Source organism: Tardibacter chloracetimidivorans (genome assembly GCF_001890385.1).
GTDB classification, from domain to species: domain Bacteria; phylum Pseudomonadota; class Alphaproteobacteria; order Sphingomonadales; family Sphingomonadaceae; genus Tardibacter; species Tardibacter chloracetimidivorans.
Genome location: NZ_CP018221.1, coordinates 138,698 through 160,869, shown reverse-complemented (window position 1 = coordinate 160,869; position 22,172 = coordinate 138,698). Strand labels below are relative to the sequence as shown.

The following is a 22,172-nucleotide window of genomic DNA, read 5'->3' as shown; positions in this document are numbered from 1 at the left end:
TTTTGTTTCCTTCGCATTATTCCTGCGGATTTTCCGCGTCTGTCCGGCTATCTGACATTCACCGGGTTGGAAAGCCCTGAAAAGACGATGGGAATGGCCCATGCGACGCATGCCGGAGTGTCTCGGCCGCCTGGTGAAGACAGCTCCGACTGCCCGTGATGACCGTGGAATCAGCGGTAAGGAGAGTATAGTGCCGCACAGAAGCAGGACGGAGCCGTTCGACGCAGTGCTTGTGTCCGCACTCGACAGCGCCGGGTTGGCCGTCATCATCACCGATCTCGATCTGGAGCCCCCCGGTCCCATCATTCGCTATGTCAACCGGATGTTCGAGGACATGACCGGCTTCGCCAGGGCGGAGGTGCTGGGCAAATCGCCGCGCATCCTGCAAGGGCCGACGACCGATCCGGAGGTCCTGTGCCGATTGAAGACGTCGCTCCAGGCGGACGATTATTTTTGCGGCGAGACGATCAACTACCGTAAGGACGGCGAGCCTTATGCGGTCCGCTGGATCATCACGCCGATCATGGGAGTACATGGGCTCCCCAGTCACTGGATCGCCCTTCTTATGGAGGTGACGAACGAAAGCCGCACACGCGAAGCCTATGCGGCCGAGCTGGAGGAACGCGCCCAGAAGGCGCTGCGCGCAATCGACGCCGCGGACAAACCGCTCTAGCGGGTGAAATCCGGCTTTCTCTTCTCGAGAAAGGCGGCAACGCCCTCGCGGCCTTCGTCGCGACTCGACAGTGAAATCGCACGCGCCTCAAGCTCCATCTGCTCTTCAAGCGAATTGGTAAAGCTCGACAGCAGCAGGTTTCGTGTCCGGCCCATGGCGCGGGTTGCGGACGCCGATAGCTGCGCAACCACCTTGTCCGCTTCCTCGGCAAGCGCCTCATCATCGACCACACGGGTGATAAGTCCAAGCTCCGCCGCCTCCTCACCCGAAAGCCTGCGGTTGAGCAACGCCAGTTCCTGAGCGCGGCGCATCCCGATGAGGCGCGGCAGAAACCACGACGCGCCTCCATCCGGAGTGAGGCCGATCGCACCATAGGCGAAAGCGAATTTTGCCGATCTGGCGGCGATTACGACGTCGCCCATAAGCGCGAGACTGAGCCCCGCGCCTGCGGCCGGTCCGTTGATGACGGTCACCAGCGGCTTTTCCATGCGCATCAGCTTGGAAACGGCGGAATGCACAGGGGCGGTCAGATGCTTGAACAGTGTCCCGGTATCTTCCCCGGCGACCGCAAAGCCATCGATGTCGCCGCCCGCGCAGAACATCTTGCCCGCCCCGGTCAGCACCACGACGCGAATCGCATCATCCTCGTCGCAGGCAATGGCCGCATCCATCAACGCGCGCGCGAGCGGCAGGTCGATGGTGTTTCCGGCGTCCGGCCGGTTCAGCGTCAGACGCGCCACACCATTTTCGTGCTGGAACAAAACGGGTGCATCACCGCTCATCGCCTGGCCCTTGTCCATCACAGCACTGCCCATCCAGATATCAGATCAATTCGAGAGCGACAGCCGTAGCCTCGCCGCCGCCAATGCACAAGGCAGCCACCCCGCGCTTCAACCCTCGCCGTTCCAGCGCGGCGATCAGCGTCGCCATGATACGCGCTCCCGACGCGCCGACCGGGTGCCCAAGCGCCGTCGCACCGCCGTTCACGTTGAGTTTTTCATCCGGAATGCCGAGTTCCTGCGCCGCGACCATCGCAACCACGGCAAAGGCCTCGTTCACTTCGAACAAGTCGACGTCGTCCACCGTCCAGCCCGCCTTTTCCAGTACCTTTCGGATCGCCGGAACCGGGGCGGTGCTGAACAAGCCCGGCTCATGAGCATGGGCCGCGTGGGCCACGAGGCGCGCCTTCATAGGCAGGCCGAGCTTTTCGGCAACGCTCGCGCGGGTCATCACAAGCGCCGCCGCGCCATCGGAAATGGACGAAGCATTGGCGGCGGTGATCGTCCCATCCTTTGCAAAGGCGGGCTTCAGGCCGGGGATCTTGTCCGGGCGCGCCTTGCCGGGCTGCTCGTCCGTATCCACAATGATGTCGCCGCCCCGGCCGGAAACCGTGACCGGGACGATCTCCTGCGCGAAAGCGCCGCTGGCGATCGCTTCGTTCGCCCGTGAAAGCGAGCGTATCGCATAGGCATCCTGCGCCTCGCGGGTGAACTGGTATTGGCCAGCCGTTTCTTCCGCGAACGCGCCCATCAGCTTGCCGGGCGAATAGGCGTCCTCAAGCCCGTCCAGATACATTGAGTCCTTCACGACGTCATGGCCGATGCGCGCGCCGGAGCGATGCTTGGCAAGCAGATATGGCGCGTTCGTCATGCTCTCCATGCCGCCCGCAATCACGACATCGGCGGATCCGGCGGCAAGCGTGTCCGCCGCCATGACCGCGGCCTGCATGCCCGAGCCACACATCTTGTTGACCGTCGTCGCCTCTACCGACCGGGGCAGACCGGCCTTGAGCGCCGCTTGCCGGGCGGGCGCCTGCCCCAGCCCGCCGGGCAGCACGCATCCCATGTAGATGCGGTCCACCTTTTCAGGAGCAACGCCCGCGCGCTCCACCGCGCCGGCTACAGCCGTCGCGCCAAGCTGGGTCGCCGTCGCGCCCGCCAGCACTCCCTGAAAGCCGCCCATCGGCGTGCGTGCATAGGACGAAATGACAACGGGATCTTCGGACATAGCTTCTCCAGCATCGCCTCGGCCCATGAACCGACCGGGCGTGGGCGTTCATTTACCGTCGGCAGTTGGCGTGCGTTGCCCGCATTGTCAATCATCGAGCACCAGACCGGCGGCTTCCATGACGGCTCGGGAACGAAGTTCCGAGGGTCGCATTATGGTTTGCACAAGCTGCGGGAAAGGCCATGATCGAGCAACTTCTGGGCCGCGACGAGTTCAACATACTGCCGCAACTTGTGGCGCTGGCGATCGCCTATGCGCTCGCCTTTCCGATCGGCTGGAATCGCGAGCACGAGGAACGCAGCGCAGGCCTGCGCACCTTTCCCCTCGTCGCCGTTGCGACATGCGGCTTCATCCAGGCAGCCGAACCGCTCATCGCGTCAAGCCCGGAAGCGATGGCGCGCATCGTCGAAGGGCTCATCACCGGCATGGGCTTTATCGGCGGTGGCGCAATCCTGCGGCTGAAGGATTCGGTCAAGGGCACTGCGACTGCGGCCAGCATCTGGGTGACGGGTGCGATCGGCATGGCTGTCGGGCTGGGAAGCCTTGACGTGGCGGTCATGCTGTCGGTGGCGACGGTCGTGACATTGTGGATCATGTCGCCCCTGAAGCGGGCTGGCCGAGTGGAACCGCCGGAGAGCCGCGAATCTGAAGACTCCGGCTCCTGAGTGCTAGCTCTGGCGGGCGGCCGCCGCGAGTTCGGCGCTGCGCCGGGCGGCGGCTTCAAGCGTCTGGCGAATGAGCGGGCGGATTCCGTCGGCTGCGTCCAGCCGGTTCAGCCCTTCCCTTGTCGTGCCGCCGGGGCTGGCGACGCGATCGGCAAGTTCGGCGGGGCTTTCATCGGAAGCCGATGCAAGCAGGGCGGAGCCGGAAACGGTCTCGACCGCGAGCCGCGACGCGAGTTCTTCGGGAAGCCCCAGCGCGCGTCCTGCATCGGCCATTGCCTCGATGAAGCGAAAGACATAGCCGGGGCCGCTCCCCGACAGGGCGGTCACCGCATGGAAAAGCGCCTCATCGGCAATCCATTCGACGGTGCCCAGCACCCGCATCAGTTCTTCGGCGATCTGACGCCGATCCATATCGGCATCCTCGCTGCACAGGACCGTGACCCCCTTGCCGATCTGCGCGGGCAGGTTCGGCATGGCGCGCACCGTCGCGCCGGCATTGAAAGCCTGTTTCAGGATCCCGGATTCCACTCCGGCCAGCACCGAAAGGAGCAGGCCGGGCGCTGAGCCCGACTTGCGGCGGAATTGCGCGACAACGTCACCCAGGAGCTGCGGCTTGACCGCGAGCACCAGAACCTCCGGGCCAGCCTCGCCGTCTGGTAGCGCATTGAGCGACCGGACGCCTGCCGGCAGTTCTGGCAATGCCGGATCGATGACGGTAAGTTTGTCCGGAGCAAGCCCCTGGGCCAGCCAGCCGCGCAGCATCGCGCCGCCCATGTTTCCGCATCCGACAAGCCAGATCGACCCTACACGCGCCAGCGCCGACATGGGATTCAGGCTTCGCCGACGGTTTCGACGAGCGAGGCCGCCAATGCGTCCGAGGGCGACTTGCCGCCCCAGAGCACGAACTGGAACACGGGATAATAGCGCTCGCAGCAGTCTATCGCCGCCTCGACGACAGCCTGCGCATGATCGAGCGTGAGTTGCCCCTCGCCCTCGTCATCCTCGCATTCCAGCATCGCCGCGTGGCGGAAAAGGACCAGCCCGTCCGACGACCACATCTCGAAATGGCCGAGCCAGAGCTGTTCGTTGATGAGCCCGATGGTCTCATAGATCGCTATGCGCTTGTCGCTCGGCACGCGGATATCGGGAAGCGCCAGAAACTGGAGAACGCGATCCTCGACCCGCCAGACGGCGCGCAATTCATAGCTCGCCCAGGAACCCTGGACGTTGGCGACGATCTCGTCATCGCCCGTACGTTCAAACGCCCATCCATGCGCACCGAAATAATGCTCGAGCATATCGATCGGCGCCGAAAGGGGCGAAGTGTCTTCCTGATCGAGTGCGATCAAGCCATTCTCCTGGCGCAATTCAGCGCAGAAAGCCTGCTGTCTTGCGCTGCGCGATGCAAGCAAAAGCCGCGCTGTACCGCGAAAAAGCTGTGGATCGTTTTAAAGTTCCCGCTCAGATATCCAAACCAGCGCTCTTGTCGGCCGCAGCCTTTCCTGCCTTGGCCGATTTCTTTTCAAGGGCTTCCAGCCGGGCCTTCAATTCGTCCACCTCGTCTCGCGCCGCAGCCGCCATCGCCTTGACAGCATCGAACTCGTCACGGCTGACAAAGTCGAACCCGCCCATGAACTCGCGGAAGCGTTCGCGAAGCGCGCCTTCGGCTTCGCGCCCCACCCCGGCCAATGTGCCGACGGCTCCGTTCACAACCTTGGAGAAATCTTCGAAAAAACGATTTTGCGATTGCATGATCATGCTCCTCCAACAGCGCGCCGAATGGTCAGCTCAGTTGATATTCCACCACTCCGGGCGCCGTTCCGCCGGGGTTGAGTTGCATGATCTGCCAATTCAACACCGCCGCGAAACATAACCACGCCAGATAAGGTACCATCGCCCAGGCCGCCCATTTGCGGATACGTCCGAATGCCAATGTGGTGAGCAGTGCGAAAAAGAAAATGGCCAGGATCAGCCAGAAGGCGGCCTGAATGCGGTGCGCGCCGAAAAAGAGCGGCGACCAGGCGAGATTGAGGGCCAGTTGTATGCCGAAGAGCGTGAGCGCCGCAGGACGCCCATACGCGCCGCGCGCGTTGAGGATCATCGCCAGTGCAAGGCCCATCAGCGCGTATAATATGGTCCACGCCACGGCGAACACCCAGCCGGGCGGAACCAGCGCGGGCTTTTGCAACGCCGCGTACCACGAGCTTTCTCCCGCCGATCCGCCGATGCCTCCGGATAGCGAGCCCAGCAGCACGATCAGCGGTACGGCGACGATCGCCCAGCGCAGAAACGACATGCGAATCTGAGATGGTGAGGCCAGACCCGTCATGCTCTCATTTCCCTTCTCCCGCGTTTACCCGACTCAATTCGGCATCGAGCTTGCGGGCTACGGCTTGAGGTGAACCCGTATTGCGGCCCAACCGCAAGTAGAGAATTGGGATGAGCAAAAGGGTTATCAAGGTAGCAAGGCTTACACCCGATACCACCACCACGCCGATGGAGCGGCGCGCGGCCGCACCCGCACCGGTGGCGAGCATCAACGGCAGCGCCCCCGCCACGGTTGCGATCGAGGTCATCAGGATCGGCCGGAGCCTGCGCACCGAGGCAATGCGCGTCGCCTCCAATATGTCATGCCCCTCGTCGCGGAGCTGATTGGCGAACTCGACGATGAGAATCCCGTTCTTGGCGGCCAGACCGACGAGCATGACGATCCCGATCTGGCTGTAGAGGTTGAGTGTCTGCCCCATGAGCGCAAGGCCGATCACCCCGCCCGCCACGGCGAGCGGAACGGTGGTGATAATAACGCCGGGATGGACGAAGCTTTCGAACTGGGCGGCAAGCAGCAGGTAGATGAGCAGGATGGTTAGAGCCAGGACCAGCGCGATCGAGCCGCCCGTTTCCTTGTAGGACTGGCTTTCGCCGCGATAGCCCACCGCCGTCACCTCCGGACTGCCGGCGGCCTCGTTCTCCAGAAAGTCCAGCGCCTCGCCCAGCGTATATCCTGAAGCAAGCGAACCGGTGAGCGTAATCGCCCGCATCTTGTTGTACCGGCCCAGTTCGCGCGCATCGGCGGCGTCCCGAAAGCTGACAAGGTTCGACAGCGGCACCAGCGTATCCGAGCGCGACCGGACATAGACGTTCGTCAGATCCCGCTCGTTGGCGCGTCCTTCGGCGTCGGCCTGGACGACGACCCGATATTCCTCGCCCCTTTCCACATAGGTGGTGACGCGGCGCGAACCCATCATCGTTTGCAGCGCCTGGCTGATCGCATCGACCGACACGCCAAGATCGCCGGCACGGGTGGTGTCCACATCCAGAAGCAGCTGCGGCTTGGTCGCCTTATAGTCTGAGTCCAGATCCAGAATGCCGGGATTCCGAGCGGCCGCGGCAATGATCCGGTCGCGCGCCTTGGCCAGTTCCGCATAGGAGCCGCCGGCGATCACGAAATTGATTGGCTGTCCCCTCCCTCGCCCGAGCGAGGAGGGTTGGGTGGCATTGCCGCGCACGCCGGGGATCGTCGCGAGGCCCTTGTTGACCTCGTTCACAACCTCCTGTGTGGTCTGGTCGCGCTCCTCCCAGGGCTGAAGGAACACGATGATACGGCCGTTGTTGAAATCCTCCGACGCGGAAAAACTGCCCGGCGTGCGACCGATGGCGCGGCGCACAGGACCATCCTCCACCATCGGCAACACGATCTTCTCGGCCTGTCGGACATAGCTGTCCATCTGGTTGAAACCCGTGCCCTCCGGCGCGCTCAGACTGACCATGAACGCCCCTGTGTCCTCTGCCGGGGCAAGCTCCGACCGCAGCGTCAGGAACAACCCGCCCGCCACCGCGATCATTACGCCCACCCCGATGAATGTCGGCAAAGGCCGCAGCAGCGCTTTTCCGATCAGAGCGTCATACCGGCTCTCCAGGCGCTCGAAGCGGGTCTGAAGCCAGCCGGAAAGCCCCTTGCGCGTTTCCTTGCGAATCATCTTCGAACACAGCATCGGCGTCAGCGTCAGCGCCAGGAAACCGGAGAAGGCGACCGCCCCGATCATTGCCGCCGCCAATTCGCGGAACAGCAGGCCGGTCGTGCCCGCAAGGAACATCACCGGCACGAAAACGGCGCAAACCACCGCCGTGGAGGCAAGCACGGCAAAACCCACCTGGCGCGTGCCCTTGAAGGCAGCGGTCAGCGGCGGCTCGCCCTGCTCGATCCGGTGATAGACGTTTTCGAGCACCACGATGGCATCGTCGACGACAAGCCCTATCGCGAGAACCAGCGCCAGCAGGGTGAGCAGGTTGATCGAAAAACCGAAGACCCAGAGCACCGCGAATGTGGCGAGAAGGCAGATCGGCACCGTTATCGCCGGAATCAGCGTCGCACGGGCGGAACCGAGAAACACGAAGATCACGACCACCACGAGGAACGCCGCCTCGGCGAGCGTTTCGTAAACATTGGAGATGGCGCGCTCTATGAAAAGCGAGCTGTCGTTGGAGACATCTATCGCCATGCCCTGCGGCAGGCTGGAACCCAGTTGTGCCGCGACGTCCTTGGCGGCCTGCGCCACTGCAAGCGCGTTCGCCCCGGATTGCCGGATGACGCCGATGCCCACTCCGGGCACGCCATTGGACCTGAAAGTCGAATAGGGGTTTTCAGGCCCCTCCTCCACCCGAGCTACATCCCCCAACCGAACGAGATATCCGCCGTCCCCTCGCCCGACGACCAGTTCACGGAACTGCTGGGCGGTGGTGTAAGGCCGGTTGACGCGCAGCGTGACGTTCTGGTTCACCGCTTCGATACGCCCGGCCGGAAGTTCCACATTCTGACCGCGAAGCGCGTTCTCCACGTCATTAGGGGTCAGGCTGTAGGCTGCAAGTTTTGGCGCGTTCAGCCAAACGCGCATCGACGGCCGCGCCTCCCCGCCGATGAGCACGCGCGCCACGCCGTCCAGCGAAGAGAAGCGGTCAACCAGATAGCGGTCGACGTAATCGGAGATCTGGAGGCTCGTCCATCCGGGCGCAGTGATGTTGAACCAGATGATCGGCGAGGCATCGGCATCGACCTTGCGCACCTCGGGCGGATCAGCGTCGTCGGGAAGCTCGTCGAGCACGCCTCCTATCCGGTCGCGCACATCGTTCGCCGCTTCGTCGATCGAGCGCCCGGGGCGAAACTCGATGGAAATATCGGATTCGCCGTCTTCCGATCGCGAGGTGATCGTCTGAACCCCCTCTATGCCGGAAATGCGATCTTCGATCACCTGCGTGATGCGGCTTTCGATGACATTCGCCGCAGCGCCGCGATAAACTGTCTCGACCGACACGATCGGCGGGTCGGTGTCCGGATATTCGCGGATCGACAGCTGGAGGAAGGCGACCACGCCCGCCAGCACGATCAGCATCGACATCACCGCGGCAAGGACCGGCCGCTTTACGGAGATGTCGGAAAGAAACATTCCCTATTTCGCAGCCGGTTGCGCCGCGCCGCCGCCACCCTGGACGCGCACCGACATCCCGTCGGCCACCTTCACCACGCCGTCGCCCACCACCCGCTGACCGCGCCGAAGGCCGTCTGTTACTTCCACCAACCCGTTCTGGCGGGTGCCTGTCTTCACGGCGGTTCGGGCGACCTTCCCGTCAGCACCTATGACAAAGACGTAGCGCGTCTCGCCCTCGCTCACCACGGCCAGTTCCGGAACACCCAACCGGTCGCGCGGGGATGCCTCGATGCTTACCGTCATCAACATGCCCGGCCGGAGCCTGAGGTCCGGATTGGGCAATCGCGCCCGGATCATCACCGACCGCGTCTGGGGATCGACGATCGGGCTTATCGTGCTGATCGTCCCGCGGAACGGCACGCCGGGATAGGCGGCCGCCTCCGCCGCTATCGTTTGCCCTTCGGCAACGGTCGAGAGCATGGTTTCGGGCACCGCGAAATCGAGCTTGATTTCCGACAGGTCGGCGATTGTGACGATCTCGGTTCCCGCTGAAACGACAGCGCCCGGCGAAATATTGCGCAGCGACACATGACCGGAGAATGGCGCGCGGATCACGCGGTCGGCGATCATCGCCCGCGCCTGCGCCGCCTGGGCGCGCGCGGATGCGGCCGCCGCGATCTGGGCGTCGAGGTTCGCGTTGGTCGCAAAGCCGCGCTCTCTCAACTCGCGGAGCCTGGACAGCTGCTGCTCCGCCTCGCGCTGGCGGGCGGCCGCGTCGTCCAGTGCGGCCGCCTCCTGCCCCTGGGCGAGCACCGCAATGACCTGGCCCGCCCGCACCGTTGCACCGTCAGAGAAATTGAGCCGAAGAATCCTTTCGGTGATCGGCGACGTCAGCGTCACCTGTTCACGCGCATTGGCCGTGCCGACCGCATCGATCCGGTCCACAAATCGGTGCTCTTCGACTGTGAGGGCCTGCACCAGCGGTGCCTGAGGCTCCCGCTGCGCTCGCCCGTCGCTGCCGCACGAAGCCAGCAGCGCAAAGGCGATCGCGGAAATTACAGGTAAGCGGCGCATGGGAGTGCTGCATGCGCTACAGTCATGACGATTATTTTACAAGGATTTCGTGGCCCCGATAAGAAATTCGATATTTCCTTCCGGGCCTTTTATCGGGCTTTCGACAAGTCCATCGACGATCCAGCCGCCACGCTGCTCCAGCCATTGGACCGCCTGTTCGCAGACCCGCCGATGAACAGCCGGATCGCGCACCACGCCACCCTTGCCCACTTCATCCGGGCCTGCCTCGAACTGTGGTTTGACAAGCGCGAGCAGACGCCCCCCCGGCCTGACGAAGCCGAGCGGTATATCCAGCACCTTGGCAAGCGAAATGAAGCTTGCGTCACATACCGCGATGTCGATCGGCTCGGGAACAAGCTCGGCGCTCAGATGCCGGGCGTTGGTCCGCTCCAGGACGATCACGCGCGGATCGCTCCTCAGCTTCCACGCTAGCTGGCCGTGTCCGACATCGACCGCATAGACCCGCTTTGCGCCGCGCGTGAGAAGGACGTCGGTGAAGCCGCCCGTCGATGCCCCCACATCCAGCGCGACCGCGCCGGTCACGTCCCATCCGAAGTGATCGAGACCGCCTGCCAGCTTCACGCCACCACGGCTCACCCAGGGATGGTCGCGGCCCTTGACGACAAGGCTTGCATCTTCGGCCAATGTCTCGCCGGCCTTGGCGACGCGACGGTCGCCCACATAGACCAGCCCTGCAAGGATCAGCGCCTGCGCCCGCGTCCGGCTTTCAGCGAGTCCCTGCTCGACGAGGATCTGATCCGCGCGCTGTTTGGCCATGAGGCGCTCAGGCCCGCGCTATTCCGCTGACCTTGACGCTGTTGTGGCGCAGCGCCGTCAGCGCCGCCTCGACTATGCCTTCGGCGTCCAGATGCGCCTCGGCATATTGCGCTTCGGGCTTGTCGTGGTCCTGGAAAACATCCGGCAGACGCAGCGTCCGGATCTTGAGCCCGGCATCGGTCAGTCCCTCGTCGGACGCGATCGTCAGCACATGCGCGCCGAAGCCGCCGATCGCGCCTTCCTCTATCGTGATGAGCAGTTCGTGGTTCGCCGCCAGCTTGCGGACAAGATCAAGGTCCAGCGGCTTGGCGAACCGCATGTCGGCAACGGTGGTCGAAAGCCCCATCGCGTCCAGCTTCGCCGCCGCCGCTTCCGCCTCGCCAAGCCGGGTGCCGAGCGAAAGCAGCGCGATCTTCTTGCCCTCCCGGACGATGCGCCCCTTGCCGATCTCAAGGCGCTGCGGCGTCTCGGGAAGCGCCAGCCCCACCCCCGAACCGCGCGGATAGCGCACGGCGATCGGCCCTGAATCATGCAGCGCCATGGTGTGGACCATGTGCACCAGCTCGCTTTCGTCGGCCGCCGCCATCACCACCATGTTGGGCAGCGTCGCCAGATAGGCGATGTCGAACGATCCGGCGTGGGTCGCGCCGTCCGCGCCCACCAGCCCCGCGCGGTCGATGCCGAACCGGACCGGCAGGTTCTGGATCGCGACATCATGCACGACCTGATCATAGGCGCGCTGGAGGAAGGTCGAATAGATCGCGCAGAACGGCCGGTATCCCTGCGCGGCGAGGCCCGCCGCGAAGGTGACGGCGTGCTGCTCGGCAATGCCGACGTCGAAGGTCCGGTCCGGAAACGACTTTTCAAACAGGTCCAGTCCCGTTCCCGACGGCATGGCGGCTGTGATCGCGACAATCTTGTCGTCGCGCGTCGCCTCGTCGACCAGGGCCTGTGCGAAGACCTTGGTGTAGCTGGGCGGGCCCGGCGGCGCCTTGGCCTGCGTCCCGGTGATGACGTCGAACTTGACGACGCCGTGATATTTGTCGTCTGCCGCCTCGGCCGGGGCATAGCCCTTGCCCTTTTTTGTAACGACATGGACCAGGATCGGCCCTTCCGTCGCATCCCGGACATTCTCCAGCACGGGCAGCAGATGGTCCAGGTTATGGCCGTCGACCGGGCCGACATAATAGAAGCCAAGCTCCTCGAACAATGTGCCGCCCGTCGCCAATCCGCGCGCGAATTCATCGGCCTTGCGCGCGGCGATATGCAGCGGGCGCGGCATCCGCCGGGCGATCTTGCGCAGTCCCTCGCGCACCGAAATGAAGGTGCCGGACGAGATCAGCCGCGCGAGATAGGCCGAAAGCGCGCCCACCGGCGGCGCGATCGACATATCGTTGTCGTTGAGGATGACGATCAGCCGGTTGCCTGCCGAATGGGCGTTGTTCATCGCCTCATAGGCCATGCCGGCCGACATCGCCCCGTCGCCGATCACCGCAATCGCCTTGCCGGGCTTGCCCGAAAGGCGGCTCGCTGTCGCAAAGCCGAGCGCCGCCGAGATGGAGGTGGAGCTGTGCGCCGCCCCGAACGGATCATAGTCGCTTTCCGCCCGGCGGGTGAAACCCGAGAGGCCGCCCCCCTGTCTCAGCGTCCGGATGCGGTCGCGCCGCCCGGTCAGGATCTTGTGCGGATAGGCCTGATGGCCGACGTCCCAGATCAGCTTGTCGTCCGGCGTGTCGAACACATAATGGAGCGCGACCGTCAGTTCGACCACGCCCAGTCCCGCGCCAAGGTGCCCGCCGGTGACGCTCACCGCGTCGATCATTTCCGCGCGCAGCTCATCCGCCAGCTGGCGCAGCTGGACCGGCTGGAGCCGCCTCAAGTCGACGGGCGTGGTCACCGTGTCGAGCAGCGGCGTGTCAGGACGGCGGCCATCAGGCTTGGTCATCAACGATATTCCCAGCGACGCGATCTGGCCGACCGCGCCTCTAAACATGAAAGACGGGCGGGCATTAACCGAAAAGACCGCCAAACCCAATGGCTCATCCGGACGATTGACAGGAAGCGCACCGTCCCCGCACCTCAAGAACCGGTCGCTCCGGCGCGAAGCCGGTCTTGCGGGCGGCCTGCCGCACGGCGTCGCTGAGATTGTCGTCATCGATGTGCGTCGTGTCGCCGCACTGATCGCAGACCAGAAAAATACAGTCGTGCAGACATTCCGGATGGGCGTTGGCGACATAGGCGTTGGAACTTTCCACCCGCCGCGCCAGATTGACGCCGACGAACAGGTCCAGGATTCGATAGACGCTGTTCGCCGCCACCCGACGCCCTTCGGCCCGCGAAACCGCATCCGCCACGTCATAGGCGCTTGCCGGGCGATCAAAACCAGCGAGCGCCTCGAACACGGCGGCGCGCATCGGAGTCCATTGTTCGCCGGAATTGAGCATCACCGCTTCGGCGGCCAGGTTCAGGGACTCGCCCTGATGATCGACATGCGCATGAACCATGACCGCAAAGATAGGACGTCAGCCCTGCAGCGGCAAGGAAAGCCGCCTCAGCCCTTAATCGTCCGCCGATTGAGATAGTGCGCCGCAGCCACAAGGCTGACACCAAGCACGGTGAAGCCGATCTCGCGGAAATCGCCGTGCGGAACGCTGATCCCGGCCGCCATCAGGCCGATTCCGGCGCAGCCCGTCGCTGCGGGAAACAGCCGGTGGTGGCGCAGATAACCGCGCCCCAGCGCCCAGGCGGCAAGGACGATCGCAATGCCAAGGCCGATCTCATGGACAAGCGGGCTGACCAGAACATCGCCCAGCACCGCAAAGGTGGAAAACAGCACGACGCCCGCCAGGCAGTGCACAAGACAAAGGCCGGACAGCGTCATCGCCGCACGGTCCGCCCCCAAACGCCTTAATGCCTGAAACACCTGCCACTCCATCGAATCGCCGTCCATATGGCAGCTAAGGGATGAAGATACAATATCACATCGCCTGCACGAAGCGTTTCAGGCCATCTTGGATTCGCAAGACGACGGGCGCATAGGTCTCCGGCCATGACGATGACGATTTCCGCCGGTATCGCCGGCAACCTTTCCAGCCCCGCCCGCCCGCGCGCGATCTCCCGCTGGCTTCTGGCCATTGCGGCGCTTGTGTTCCTGATGGTGGTGATCGGCGGAATCACGCGGCTTACCGAATCGGGCCTCTCCATGGTGCGCTGGGAGCCGGTCTCGGGCGTCGTCCCGCCGCTGAACGATGCCGAATGGCAAGCGGAGTTCGAGGCGTACAAGGCCTATCCCGAATACCGGAAGGTCAACCGGGGGATGTCGCTCGCCGAGTTCAAGAACATCTTCTTCTGGGAATATCTGCATCGCCTGCTGGGTCGGCTGATCGGCGTCGCCTTCGCGCTGCCGCTGCTCTGGTTCGCGTGGAAGCGCGCGATTCCCAAGGGCTATGGCTGGCGCCTCACGGCGCTCTTCGCGCTGGGGGGGCTGCAAGGCGCGATCGGCTGGTGGATGGTCGCATCGGGCTTGATCGACCGGCCGGATGTGTCCCACCTCCGCCTCGCCACGCACCTGTCTGCGGCACTCCTGATCCTTGGCGGGCTGGTGTGGACGGCTCTGGACCTGTCCAGGCTTGCCGACGATCCACGCGCCCGGCCCGCGCGCTATGCCGCCAGCGTCATACCGCTCACCATTTTGCTGGTTCTCCAGATCCTCCTCGGCGCGTTCACCGCCGGGCTCAATGCCGGCTTCGCCTTCAACAGCTGGCCCTTGATGGGGGATCGCTGGTTCCCCGAGAATGTCCCGATGCTCGCGCCCTACTGGCAGAACCTTGTCGACAATCCGGTCGTGGTGCAGTTCGCCCACCGCACGCTTGCCTATGCCGTGGCGCTGGCGGCACTGGCGACAGCGTGGATAGCGGCGCGGCGCGGCGCGGGGCGCAATGCGGCGGAGCTTGCGGGCATGACGCTGCTCCAGTTCGCGCTTGGAGTGGCGACGATCGTCACCGGCGTGGAACTTTGGCTCGGCGTCGCCCATCAGGCGGGCGCTGCGCTTCTGGTTATAGCCGTGGTGGGCGTTGCGCACCGGCTGGGCCGCATCCGATGAGCGGCATCGTCACCGTCTACGCGACGTTCGCCGGCAGGGCTGAGGCTGAGCGCATCGGGCGGCAGATGGTGGAAGAGCGGCTCGCCGCCTGCGTCAACATCCTGGGCGACGCGCATTCGATTTACCGCTGGCAGGGGCAGATCGAAACCGCAACGGAAACGGCGGCCCTGTTCAAGACGGCCGCCGATCGGGCGGAACCACTGACAGCGCGGATCATTACACTCCACTCATATGATTATCCGGCGGTGACGGTGTGGCCGATCAGCACATCGACCCCATCCTATGAAGCCTGGGTGTTGGAGCAATGCCGATGAGCAGCCAGAAGAACGTGCTTGGCGGAGAGTTGCAGCCCTGTTCCTTCGATCCGCTGACCGGCTGGACCCGCAACGGCTGCTGCGAAACCGATGCGTCGGATCGCGGCGTGCATACCGTCTGCATCATGGTCACGGACGAGTTCCTGCAATTCTCCCGCGCCGTCGGCAACGACCTGTCCACCCCCCGCCCTGAATATGGCTTTGGCGGGCTGCATGAGGGCGACCGCTGGTGCCTGTGCGCCGCGCGCTGGGAAGAGGCGCGGCAGGCCGGCTTCGCGCCGCTGGTCGTGCTAGAGGCCACGCACGAGAAGACGCTTGAGTTTGTCGCGCTCGGCCATCTTCAGGCGCACGCGCTGGACGCCGAGGTATTATAATACCCTATCAAAAAAGCGCGGTTTTGCTTGACTTGCGCCGGGTCATCGATCATTAGCTCGCCATCCGCGCTGCCTTTCGGGGCGGCGTTTCGTGTTTCACACCATATAAGGTCTGGAAAGCCATGAAGGCGCTCATGAAGACCACAGTGTCGGCCAAGCCGCACGAGGTCGAAAAGAAATGGCTGCTGATCGATGCCGAAGGGCTGGTCGTCGGCCGTCTGGCGAGCATCGTCGCCAACATCCTCCGCGGCAAGCACAAGCCGATCTTCACCCCGCACGTCGATTGCGGTGACAATGTCATCATCATCAACGCGGACAAGGTGCGGTTCACCGGCAAGAAGCTGACGCAGAAGATCTATTATCGCCACACCGGCTATGCCGGCGGCATCAAGGAAGCCCGCGCCGACAAGGTGCTGGCAGGCCGTTTCCCCGAGCGTATCCTTGAAAAGGCGGTGGAGCGAATGGTCCCCCGCGGGCCGCTCGGCCGCCAGCAGATGCGCAATTTGCGTATCTTCGCCGGCACGGAGCATCCGCACGCCGCGCAAAATCCGGAAGTCCTCGATGTCGCGGCCATGAACCGCAAGAACAAGGTGGGTGCGTAAATGTCCGATACCCGTCAATCCCTTTCCGATCTCGCCGATCTGGCCGGCGGTCAGCCGGTCCAGGGCGATGCGCCCGCACCGCTTTCGCAGGAGCCTGTCACGCCGCTTCGTGAACAGCAGATCGACGCGCAGGGCCGCGCCTATGCCACCGGCCGCCGCAAGGATGCCGTCGCGCGCGTCTGGCTGAAGCCCGGCACCGGCAAGATCGAGGTGAACGGCCGCGATCAGGCGATCTATTTCGCCCGCCCGACGCTTCGTCTGGTCATCAACCAGCCGTTCGACGTGGCCGACCGGCGTGAGCAGTATGACGTCTATTGCACCGTCACCGGCGGCGGCCTTTCCGGCCAGGCCGGCGCGGTCAAGCACGGCATCGCCCAGGCGCTCACCCGCTATGAGCCGGCGCTGCGCTCGGCGGTCAAGCATGCCGGTTTCCTCACCCGCGACAGCCGCGTGGTGGAACGCAAAAAGTACGGCAAGGCCAAGGCCCGCCGCAGCTTCCAGTTCTCCAAGCGCTGATCCGCTTTCACGAGACTGCACGGATGGGGCGGTTCCTTCGGGAGCCGCCTTTTCTTTTGAGCCGGTCGCCGCCGGTGCTATTGGCGGGCGCATGATCCGCCTCCTCCTTGCCTTTCTCATTGCCCTTGCGGCGCTGCCGACCTCCGCCTCCGCGCAGGAACGGCACATGCGGGTGGAGCTGGTGGCAGAGAGCGAGACGCCGCGCGCGGGCAGCGAGATCGCGGTCGCGCTTGTCATGACGCCCGATCCCGGCTGGCACGGCTATTGGCTGAATACCGGCGACGCCGGGATGCCGGACCGGATCAGCTGGACGCTGCCGGAGAAGGCCTCGGTCACGCCGCCAGCCTATCCTGTGCCCGAGCGGCTCGTCGTCGCTGGCCTCATGAACTATGTCTATTCGCACCCCTATGCGCTGATCGGACGGCTGAAACTGCCGCCCGGCCTCGCCGATGGCGCGCCTGTCCAAGTGGTCGTGGACATCGACTATCTGGTGTGCAGCGACACATTGTGCGTTCCCGAAAAGGCCCGGGCGATGCTGGACCTCGCCATCGGCGACGGCGCGATCAGCCCTGCCCTTCGCGCCCGGTTCGACGGCTGGCGCAAGGCCCTGCCCAGACCGCTTGACGCAACAAGCCATATCGCCAGCCGCGACGGCAGGCTGGTTCTGGCGGTTCCCTTTCCCGATGCGCGCGAGGTGAAAGGGGCATATTTCTATCCGGCCGAACACGGCGTGATCGACTATGCCGCCGCCCAGCGCATCGGCTTTTCGGCCGACAGGCTGATCGTGGAGATGGTCCCGAAGTCCGGTCAGGGCGCGCCGTCGCGGCTGGAAGGCGTATTGCGGGTAGAGCCTGCATCGGGCGACGCCCTGGGCCTGCAGATCGCCGCAGTCCCCGGCCCCGCGCCCAACGCCGAGGGATGGCTTGCGGGCGACACGGGCTTGGCCCTCGCTCCATTCCTGCTGACGCTGCTGGCGGCCGTTGCGGGGGGCTTCATCCTCAACGCGATGCCCTGCGTCTTTCCGATCCTGAGCCTGAAGGCGCTCAGCCTTGCCCGCAGCGGCGAAAGCGAAGGCGCGGCGCGGCGCGAGGCGGTCGCCTATTCCGCCGGGGTGATCGTCACCTGCCTTGCGCTGGGCGGCGTCATCCTGCTGTTGCGCGCCGGGGGTGAAAGCATCGGCTGGGCCTTTCAGCTGCAGAACCCCTATATCGTTCTCGGCCTATTGCTGCTGACGCTGGCGATCGGCCTCAATCTGGCGGGGCTGTTCGAGCTGCCGTCGCTCGCGCTCGGCAACCCCGCCTCCCCCCGCAACGGCCCGTCCGGCGCGTTCATGACCGGCATATTGGCGGCTTTCATTGCGACCCCCTGCACGGGGCCTTTCATGGGAGCCGCACTTGGAGGTGCGCTGGTGCTGCCGACGTCTGCGGCCCTCGGCGTGTTCGCCGGGCTGGGACTGGGACTTGCCCTGCCCTTCCTCGCCATCGGCTATATCCCCGCCCTGCGCGCGCGCCTGCCCAAGCCCGGCCGATGGATGGCGACATTCCGCCATATACTGGCCGTGCCGATGCTGCTGACGGCGCTGGGGCTTGGCTGGGTGCTGAGCCGCCAGAGCAGCGGCGGCGACGGTCTGACGGCGGGCGCAGCGGGTGCGGCGCTTCTGGCGCTGGCGCTCGGATGGTGGGGCTGGCGGCAGAAGCATGGGCGTCGGGCAGGCGTCGCGGCGGCAGCGGTCGTCTTTGCCGTCGCCCTGCCCTTCGCATTTCTGACGCAGGTCGCGAGAGCACCGGCCGATCAGATCGCCACCGCAGGCGGCGCAAGCTTCAGCGAGGGAAAGCTCGCATCGCTGAGGGCTGAAGGCAGGCCCGTGTTCGTCTATTTCACCGCCGACTGGTGCCTTACCTGCAAGGTGAACGAGCAGGCGGCGATCAACCGGGAATCCGTGCGCGACGCATTCGCGCGCAGGAACATAGAGGTTCTGGTTGGCGACTGGACCAACGGCGATCCCGCGATCAGCCGTTTCCTCGACTCCATGGGGCGCAGCGGCGTGCCGCTCTACATGTTCTACCCCGGTGACGGCGGCGAGCCGCAGATTCTGCCGCAGCTACTCACGCCCCCCATGCTGGAGCAGCTTGGCGGCTAAGGCTTGGCGACGAATACGCGTCTGCCGCCCACCCATGTCTCGATCACCCGCGTCTGCGGCAGCTCGGACGCCGGGGTCACGAAAATATCGCGGTCGACGAGGATGAAATCGGCCCATTTGCCCGGCTCCAGCGTCCCAAGCCGGTCCTCGGCGGCAATGGCGAACGCCGCCTCCGACGTAACGGCCGCGAAGGCCTGCTGGAGGAAAAGACCGTCCGGACGAGATATGGAAGCGGCGAGGCCGCGAAAGACAGCCGTGGCATCCGTCCCGACATCGCTGCTGATCGCCGTGCGGACGCCGTCCGCCAGCAAAGCGCGCGAGATCGCCGCCGGCTGCACCGTGGCGACCCCATTGATGGCCGCCAGTCGCGGACGGTCGGCCAATGCAGGCGCGACGGCATAGGCGATCCGGTAGCGCCGGTCCTTTCCATAGGTCGGGAGCATCTCGTCATAAATGTCGAGCGCGACAGCGCCCTGAGCCGGGCTGCCCGCCTGCAACACCGGCTGCGCATCGACCATCAAGGCCTTGCTGACAAGGTTGCGCATGCGCGCGTCCATTTGCCCCGGCGGGGCCTTGCCGGGCTGCGCCTCGGGTGTGAGCGTCACCGCGCGCATGGCGAGACGCCCGTCATAGAGCCATCGCGTGGGACGCAGCGGCGCAACCTGCTCAAGCACGCCAAGCCCGTCGGCAATCGCGCTTATCCGGATATGCAGCCGACCTTCGTCGCCAAAGCGCCGGTAGAGCATCCAGTCCGCCGTTGTCGTTCCCAGATCGCTTGCGGTGGTTATGCCTGCCGCAGCCAGTCGCTCCTGCGCGCGGGTCAGCACCGCCTCCAACTCCACCGGATTGTCGCGGAATCGCTCGTTTTCCGGCGACGGCGGCAGGCGGCCTGCCTCCATGACGTCGCCGTCCAGACCGATAAAACCCGGAAGGAGCGTTCGCCCCCTTGCATCGGTGCGGTATTTGACCGGCTCGCGCCGGTCGCCCGGTTTCAGCAGCGCCTTCACCCGTCCGTCCGCATCGATCAGCAGGCCGTTGAAGCGAACGAGCGTCCCCGCCTTGTCGAGCGTATAGCCGTTGACGTTTTCCACCAGCGTATCGGTCGGGGGTGCTGGCGGGGGCGCGACAGGCTTGCGGCGCGCATCTGCGGGCGCGATACCCAAAAGGAGCGCCGCCGCCATCAACCACAGATGGCGGGTCATTTTTCCAGACGCCGGATCAGCGACGAGGTGTCCTGCCGTTCGCCGCCCATCGCCACGACGTCGGCATAGAATTGATCGACCAGCGCAGTGACCGGAAGGCGTGCGCCATTAGATTTCGCTTCTTCCAGCGTCAGGCCAAGATCCTTCCGCATCCATTTGACAGCAAAGCCGAAATCGAACTCGCCGTCCGCCATGGTGAGCGCGCGGTTGTTCATCTGCCAGCTTTGCGCAGCGCCTCCCGAAATGGCGTCGATGACGGTCGCCACGTCCAGTCCGGCGCGTTTTGCGAAATGCACAGCCTCCGAAAGCGCCTGCACCAGCCCCGCGATGGCGATCTGGTTGACCATCTTGGCAAGTTGCCCGCTTCCGGCCTCGCCGACGTGAACGATCCGCTTGGCATAGGCCTGCATCGCCGGCTCCGCCGCAGAGAACGCCTCGGCGCTGCCGCCGCACATGATCGCAAGCTGACCGCTTTCAGCGCCGGCCTGCCCGCCGGAGACCGGCGCGTCCACCGCCAGCAGGCCTTTCGACGCAGCCTCCTCCGCAAGACGGCGCGCGATTTTGGCCGAAACGGTGGTGTGGTCGACAAGCACGGCGCCGGGGCGCATCGCGGCAAGCGCGCCGCCCTTCCCCAGCACCACTTGCTGAAGATCGGCGTCCGCGCCCACACAGGTGAAGACGGCGTCCGCGCCGTGGGCCGCCTCTGCGGGCGTATCCGCCCTCCGGCCGCCATGGCGCGTCACCCATTCATCCGCTCGCGCCGAAGTGCGATTATAGACACAAACCTCGTGGCCGGCCTGCCTCAGATGCGCCGCCATGGGGAAACCCATTACGCCAAGGCCGATAAATGCTGTTTTCATCATGAGCCGCGCATTAGCATGGTTTTACCTACTTGCCAGATAGGCTAAGGGCGTTCGGTTGTTCTGAAGGACGAATTACATGGGAACGGTTCAGGCGTTGAGGGATGTGGAGGGCAAAAAGCCGGTGGGGCTTGCCGATGTTCAGGCTGCAGCGGCCCGGATCGGCGACTCCATTATCCGCACGCCATGCCTGGAAAGCCGGACCCTTTCCGAAATCACCGGCGCGCGGGTGTTCCTGAAGTTCGAGAACCTTCAATTCACCGCCGCCTACAAGGAGCGGGGCGCGCTGAACAAGCTGCTGCTGCTTGACGAGACGGCCAAGAGCCGGGGCGTGATCGCCGCATCGGCCGGAAATCACGCGCAGGGGCTTGCCTATCATGGACGCCGCCTCGGCATTCCCGTGACGATCGTGATGCCGCGCCCCACCCCAATCGCGAAGGTGTCGCCGACCGAAGGCCATGGCGCGACGGTTATACTGGAAGGCGAGAAGTTCGAGGATGCCTATGCCCATGCGGTTGAGGTTGGGAAGACCCGGGGGCTCACCTTTGTCCATCCGTTCGACGATGCCGACATCATCGCCGGGCAAGGCACCATTGCGCTTGAAATGCTGGAGACTGCGCCTGAAATCGACACGCTGGTCGTCCCGATCGGCGGCGGCGGTCTGATCTCCGGCATGGCGACGGCGGCAAAGGCATTAAAGCCGGGGATCGAAGTCGTCGGCGTGCAGGCGGAACTTTATCCGTCGATGTACGCCAAGCTGCGCGGACTGAAACTGCCGTGCGAAGGCGATACGCTGGCTGAAGGCATAGCCGTGAAGCAGCCTGGCGATACAACGTTCGAGATTGTCCGCGATCTCGTCGACGATATCGTGCTGGTGGCCGAACGCGATCTGGAAAAGGCGCTCAGCCTGCTGCTCACCGTCGAGAAGACGGTGGTCGAGGGCGCGGGCGCCGCAGGGCTTGCCGCGCTGCTCGCCCATCCGGGCAGGTTCCGCGACCGCAACGTCGGCGTCGTGCTGTGCGGCGGCAATATCGACACCCGGCTGCTGGCGAACGTGCTGTTGCGCGACCTGGCGCGGTCGGGCCGCCTCGCGCGCCTTCGCCTGCGCCTGCAGGATCGTCCTGGCGCGCTGTTCCAGATCGCCCGCATATTCGACGAGCAGCAGGTCAACATCATCGAGATCTACCATCAGCGGGTGTTCACCACCCTGCCGGCCAAGGGCCTTATCACCGACATCGAATGCGAGACGCGGGACCGCGCGCATCTCGACCGGCTGGTCGATGCGCTCGCCAGGGGCGGCTATGAAGCCAATATGGTTGAACTTGCGTGATTTTCGCCGCCTTCATACCCTCTCTTAACCTTCGTCCGCGCAAGAAAGGCGATATTTTGCCCGACGCCGCGATGAAGGTTAGACTGGGCATTATGTCGGTGCTGGACCAGGTG

The 22,172-nt window shown here is 64.7% G+C and carries 23 protein-coding genes; 9 read left to right on the top strand and 14 right to left on the bottom strand.

Annotated features, from left to right (window positions below; all coding sequences use genetic code 11):
* The first annotated feature begins 190 nt into the window (after nucleotides 1–190).
* Nucleotides 191–673 (top strand): PAS domain-containing protein, encoded by a 483-nt coding sequence (locus BSL82_RS00860; RefSeq protein WP_072595603.1) that lies wholly within the window; start codon nucleotides 191–193, stop codon nucleotides 671–673.
* On the opposite strand, the gene BSL82_RS00855 is transcribed toward BSL82_RS00860, so the two are convergent.
* Together BSL82_RS00855 and BSL82_RS00850 are read right to left on the bottom strand one after the other, a co-directional pair.
* On the bottom strand, nucleotides 670–1,455 hold the full coding sequence (locus tag BSL82_RS00855) for an enoyl-CoA hydratase/isomerase family protein (protein ID WP_072598529.1): 786 nt from the start codon (nucleotides 1,453–1,455) through the stop codon (nucleotides 670–672). The two genes, BSL82_RS00860 and BSL82_RS00855, sit on opposite strands and share 4 nt — an antisense overlap.
* Before the next feature lie 40 nt (nucleotides 1,456–1,495).
* The gene (locus BSL82_RS00850; RefSeq protein WP_072595602.1) at nucleotides 1,496–2,680 is read right to left on the bottom strand and encodes an acetyl-CoA C-acyltransferase; all 1,185 of its coding nucleotides are present in this window, start codon (nucleotides 2,678–2,680) and stop codon (nucleotides 1,496–1,498) included.
* A 182-nt stretch (nucleotides 2,681–2,862) separates the two neighbouring features.
* On the opposite strand from BSL82_RS00850, the gene BSL82_RS00845 reads away from it, so the two are divergent.
* Entirely contained in the window at nucleotides 2,863–3,345 is a 483-nt protein-coding gene (locus tag BSL82_RS00845; RefSeq protein ID WP_072595601.1) for an MgtC/SapB family protein, read from the top strand.
* Nucleotides 3,346–3,348: 3 nt separating this feature from the next.
* Here BSL82_RS00845 and proC read toward each other — a convergent pair whose 3' ends face one another.
* The 10 genes from proC to BSL82_RS00795 all read right to left on the bottom strand — a co-directional run bounded on the left by proC (nucleotide 3,349) and on the right by BSL82_RS00795 (nucleotide 13,569).
* Nucleotides 3,349–4,170, bottom strand: a complete 822-nt coding sequence (gene proC, locus BSL82_RS00840; protein WP_072595600.1) for a pyrroline-5-carboxylate reductase — start codon at nucleotides 4,168–4,170, stop codon at nucleotides 3,349–3,351.
* 5 nt (nucleotides 4,171–4,175) lie between these two features.
* Nucleotides 4,176–4,643, bottom strand: coding sequence for a type III secretion system chaperone family protein (locus BSL82_RS00835; protein WP_072598528.1), 468 nt, complete (start codon nucleotides 4,641–4,643; stop codon nucleotides 4,176–4,178).
* Nucleotides 4,644–4,806: 163 nt separating this feature from the next.
* Nucleotides 4,807–5,097, bottom strand: coding sequence for an accessory factor UbiK family protein (locus BSL82_RS00830; RefSeq protein ID WP_072598527.1), 291 nt, complete (start codon nucleotides 5,095–5,097; stop codon nucleotides 4,807–4,809).
* A 31-nt stretch (nucleotides 5,098–5,128) separates the two neighbouring features.
* A complete protein-coding gene (locus BSL82_RS00825; RefSeq protein ID WP_072595599.1) occupies nucleotides 5,129–5,674 on the bottom strand; it encodes a TspO/MBR family protein in 546 nt (181 codons plus the stop codon).
* Between the two features lie 4 nt (nucleotides 5,675–5,678).
* Complete coding sequence (locus BSL82_RS00820; RefSeq protein WP_072595598.1) at nucleotides 5,679–8,786, bottom strand: efflux RND transporter permease subunit; 3,108 nt, start codon at nucleotides 8,784–8,786, stop codon at nucleotides 5,679–5,681.
* 3 nt (nucleotides 8,787–8,789) lie between these two features.
* Nucleotides 8,790–9,842: an efflux RND transporter periplasmic adaptor subunit gene (locus BSL82_RS00815; protein WP_072595597.1), complete on the bottom strand. Its 1,053-nt coding sequence runs from the start codon at nucleotides 9,840–9,842 to the stop codon at nucleotides 8,790–8,792.
* Between the two features lie 36 nt (nucleotides 9,843–9,878).
* A complete protein-coding gene (locus BSL82_RS00810; RefSeq protein ID WP_072595596.1) occupies nucleotides 9,879–10,619 on the bottom strand; it encodes a TlyA family RNA methyltransferase in 741 nt (246 codons plus the stop codon).
* A 7-nt stretch (nucleotides 10,620–10,626) separates the two neighbouring features.
* Nucleotides 10,627–12,564, bottom strand: coding sequence for a 1-deoxy-D-xylulose-5-phosphate synthase (gene dxs, locus BSL82_RS00805; protein ID WP_072598526.1), 1,938 nt, complete (start codon nucleotides 12,562–12,564; stop codon nucleotides 10,627–10,629).
* A 94-nt stretch (nucleotides 12,565–12,658) separates the two neighbouring features.
* Complete coding sequence (locus tag BSL82_RS00800; protein WP_072595595.1) at nucleotides 12,659–13,123, bottom strand: Fur family transcriptional regulator; 465 nt, start codon at nucleotides 13,121–13,123, stop codon at nucleotides 12,659–12,661.
* Nucleotides 13,124–13,170: 47 nt separating this feature from the next.
* Nucleotides 13,171–13,569 carry a MerC domain-containing protein gene (locus BSL82_RS00795; RefSeq protein ID WP_226998538.1) on the bottom strand — a complete coding sequence of 133 codons (399 nt, stop codon included), beginning with the start codon at nucleotides 13,567–13,569 and terminating at the stop codon, nucleotides 13,171–13,173.
* A 105-nt stretch (nucleotides 13,570–13,674) separates the two neighbouring features.
* On the opposite strand from BSL82_RS00795, the gene BSL82_RS00790 reads away from it, so the two are divergent.
* The 6 genes from BSL82_RS00790 to BSL82_RS00765 all read left to right on the top strand — a co-directional run bounded on the left by BSL82_RS00790 (nucleotide 13,675) and on the right by BSL82_RS00765 (nucleotide 18,667).
* Nucleotides 13,675–14,721, top strand: a complete 1,047-nt coding sequence (locus BSL82_RS00790; RefSeq protein ID WP_072598524.1) for a COX15/CtaA family protein — start codon at nucleotides 13,675–13,677, stop codon at nucleotides 14,719–14,721.
* Nucleotides 14,718–15,035 carry a divalent-cation tolerance protein CutA gene (gene cutA, locus BSL82_RS00785; protein ID WP_072595594.1) on the top strand — a complete coding sequence of 106 codons (318 nt, stop codon included), beginning with the start codon at nucleotides 14,718–14,720 and terminating at the stop codon, nucleotides 15,033–15,035. The genes BSL82_RS00790 and cutA overlap by 4 nt, the downstream gene beginning before the upstream one ends.
* Complete coding sequence (locus tag BSL82_RS00780) at nucleotides 15,032–15,409, top strand: DUF2237 family protein (RefSeq protein WP_158010585.1); 378 nt, start codon at nucleotides 15,032–15,034, stop codon at nucleotides 15,407–15,409. Before cutA ends, BSL82_RS00780 begins: the two co-directional genes overlap by 4 nt.
* A 122-nt stretch (nucleotides 15,410–15,531) precedes the next feature.
* Complete coding sequence (gene rplM / locus BSL82_RS00775) at nucleotides 15,532–16,011, top strand: 50S ribosomal protein L13 (protein WP_072595592.1); 480 nt, start codon at nucleotides 15,532–15,534, stop codon at nucleotides 16,009–16,011.
* Nucleotides 16,012–16,527 (top strand): 30S ribosomal protein S9, encoded by a 516-nt coding sequence (gene rpsI / locus BSL82_RS00770; protein ID WP_072595591.1) that lies wholly within the window; start codon nucleotides 16,012–16,014, stop codon nucleotides 16,525–16,527. It begins immediately after the preceding gene.
* Nucleotides 16,528–16,618: 91 nt separating this feature from the next.
* Nucleotides 16,619–18,667 (top strand): protein-disulfide reductase DsbD family protein, encoded by a 2,049-nt coding sequence (locus BSL82_RS00765; protein WP_072595590.1) that lies wholly within the window; start codon nucleotides 16,619–16,621, stop codon nucleotides 18,665–18,667.
* Here the strand turns inward: BSL82_RS00765 and BSL82_RS00760 are convergent.
* Together BSL82_RS00760 and BSL82_RS00755 are read right to left on the bottom strand one after the other, a co-directional pair.
* Nucleotides 18,664–19,869 (bottom strand): amidohydrolase family protein, encoded by a 1,206-nt coding sequence (locus tag BSL82_RS00760; protein WP_072595589.1) that lies wholly within the window; start codon nucleotides 19,867–19,869, stop codon nucleotides 18,664–18,666. The genes BSL82_RS00765 and BSL82_RS00760 overlap by 4 nt on opposite strands.
* Complete coding sequence (locus BSL82_RS00755; RefSeq protein ID WP_072595588.1) at nucleotides 19,866–20,732, bottom strand: NAD(P)-dependent oxidoreductase; 867 nt, start codon at nucleotides 20,730–20,732, stop codon at nucleotides 19,866–19,868. The genes BSL82_RS00760 and BSL82_RS00755 overlap by 4 nt, the downstream gene beginning before the upstream one ends.
* 76 nt (nucleotides 20,733–20,808) lie before the next feature.
* Between BSL82_RS00755 and BSL82_RS00750 the strand changes: the two genes are divergently transcribed.
* Nucleotides 20,809–22,059, top strand: coding sequence for a threonine ammonia-lyase (locus BSL82_RS00750; RefSeq protein ID WP_072595587.1), 1,251 nt, complete (start codon nucleotides 20,809–20,811; stop codon nucleotides 22,057–22,059).
* Nucleotides 22,060–22,172: the final 113 nt, after the last annotated feature.

Coding starts and splice junctions, on each gene's coding strand:
- BSL82_RS00855 (WP_072598529.1), bottom strand. CDS start 1,455: ATGAGCGGTGATGCACCCGTTTTGTTCCAGCACGAAAATGGTGTGGCG.
- BSL82_RS00850 (WP_072595602.1), bottom strand. CDS start 2,680: ATGTCCGAAGATCCCGTTGTCATTTCGTCCTATGCACGCACGCCGATG.
- BSL82_RS00845 (WP_072595601.1), top strand. CDS start 2,863: ATGATCGAGCAACTTCTGGGCCGCGACGAGTTCAACATACTGCCGCAA.
- proC (WP_072595600.1), bottom strand. CDS start 4,170: ATGTCGGCGCTGGCGCGTGTAGGGTCGATCTGGCTTGTCGGATGCGGA.
- BSL82_RS00835 (WP_072598528.1), bottom strand. CDS start 4,643: ATGCTCGAGCATTATTTCGGTGCGCATGGATGGGCGTTTGAACGTACG.
- BSL82_RS00830 (WP_072598527.1), bottom strand. CDS start 5,097: ATGCAATCGCAAAATCGTTTTTTCGAAGATTTCTCCAAGGTTGTGAAC.
- BSL82_RS00825 (WP_072595599.1), bottom strand. CDS start 5,674: ATGACGGGTCTGGCCTCACCATCTCAGATTCGCATGTCGTTTCTGCGC.
- BSL82_RS00820 (WP_072595598.1), bottom strand. CDS start 8,786: ATGTTTCTTTCCGACATCTCCGTAAAGCGGCCGGTCCTTGCCGCGGTG.
- BSL82_RS00815 (WP_072595597.1), bottom strand. CDS start 9,842: ATGCGCCGCTTACCTGTAATTTCCGCGATCGCCTTTGCGCTGCTGGCT.
- BSL82_RS00810 (WP_072595596.1), bottom strand. CDS start 10,619: ATGGCCAAACAGCGCGCGGATCAGATCCTCGTCGAGCAGGGACTCGCT.
- dxs (WP_072598526.1), bottom strand. CDS start 12,564: ATGACCAAGCCTGATGGCCGCCGTCCTGACACGCCGCTGCTCGACACG.
- BSL82_RS00800 (WP_072595595.1), bottom strand. CDS start 13,123: ATGGTTCATGCGCATGTCGATCATCAGGGCGAGTCCCTGAACCTGGCC.
- BSL82_RS00795 (WP_226998538.1), bottom strand. CDS start 13,569: ATGGACGGCGATTCGATGGAGTGGCAGGTGTTTCAGGCATTAAGGCGT.
- BSL82_RS00790 (WP_072598524.1), top strand. CDS start 13,675: ATGACGATTTCCGCCGGTATCGCCGGCAACCTTTCCAGCCCCGCCCGC.
- cutA (WP_072595594.1), top strand. CDS start 14,718: ATGAGCGGCATCGTCACCGTCTACGCGACGTTCGCCGGCAGGGCTGAG.
- BSL82_RS00780 (WP_158010585.1), top strand. CDS start 15,032: ATGAGCAGCCAGAAGAACGTGCTTGGCGGAGAGTTGCAGCCCTGTTCC.
- rplM (WP_072595592.1), top strand. CDS start 15,532: ATGAAGGCGCTCATGAAGACCACAGTGTCGGCCAAGCCGCACGAGGTC.
- rpsI (WP_072595591.1), top strand. CDS start 16,012: ATGTCCGATACCCGTCAATCCCTTTCCGATCTCGCCGATCTGGCCGGC.
- BSL82_RS00765 (WP_072595590.1), top strand. CDS start 16,619: ATGATCCGCCTCCTCCTTGCCTTTCTCATTGCCCTTGCGGCGCTGCCG.
- BSL82_RS00760 (WP_072595589.1), bottom strand. CDS start 19,869: ATGACCCGCCATCTGTGGTTGATGGCGGCGGCGCTCCTTTTGGGTATC.
- BSL82_RS00755 (WP_072595588.1), bottom strand. CDS start 20,732: ATGATGAAAACAGCATTTATCGGCCTTGGCGTAATGGGTTTCCCCATG.
- BSL82_RS00750 (WP_072595587.1), top strand. CDS start 20,809: ATGGGAACGGTTCAGGCGTTGAGGGATGTGGAGGGCAAAAAGCCGGTG.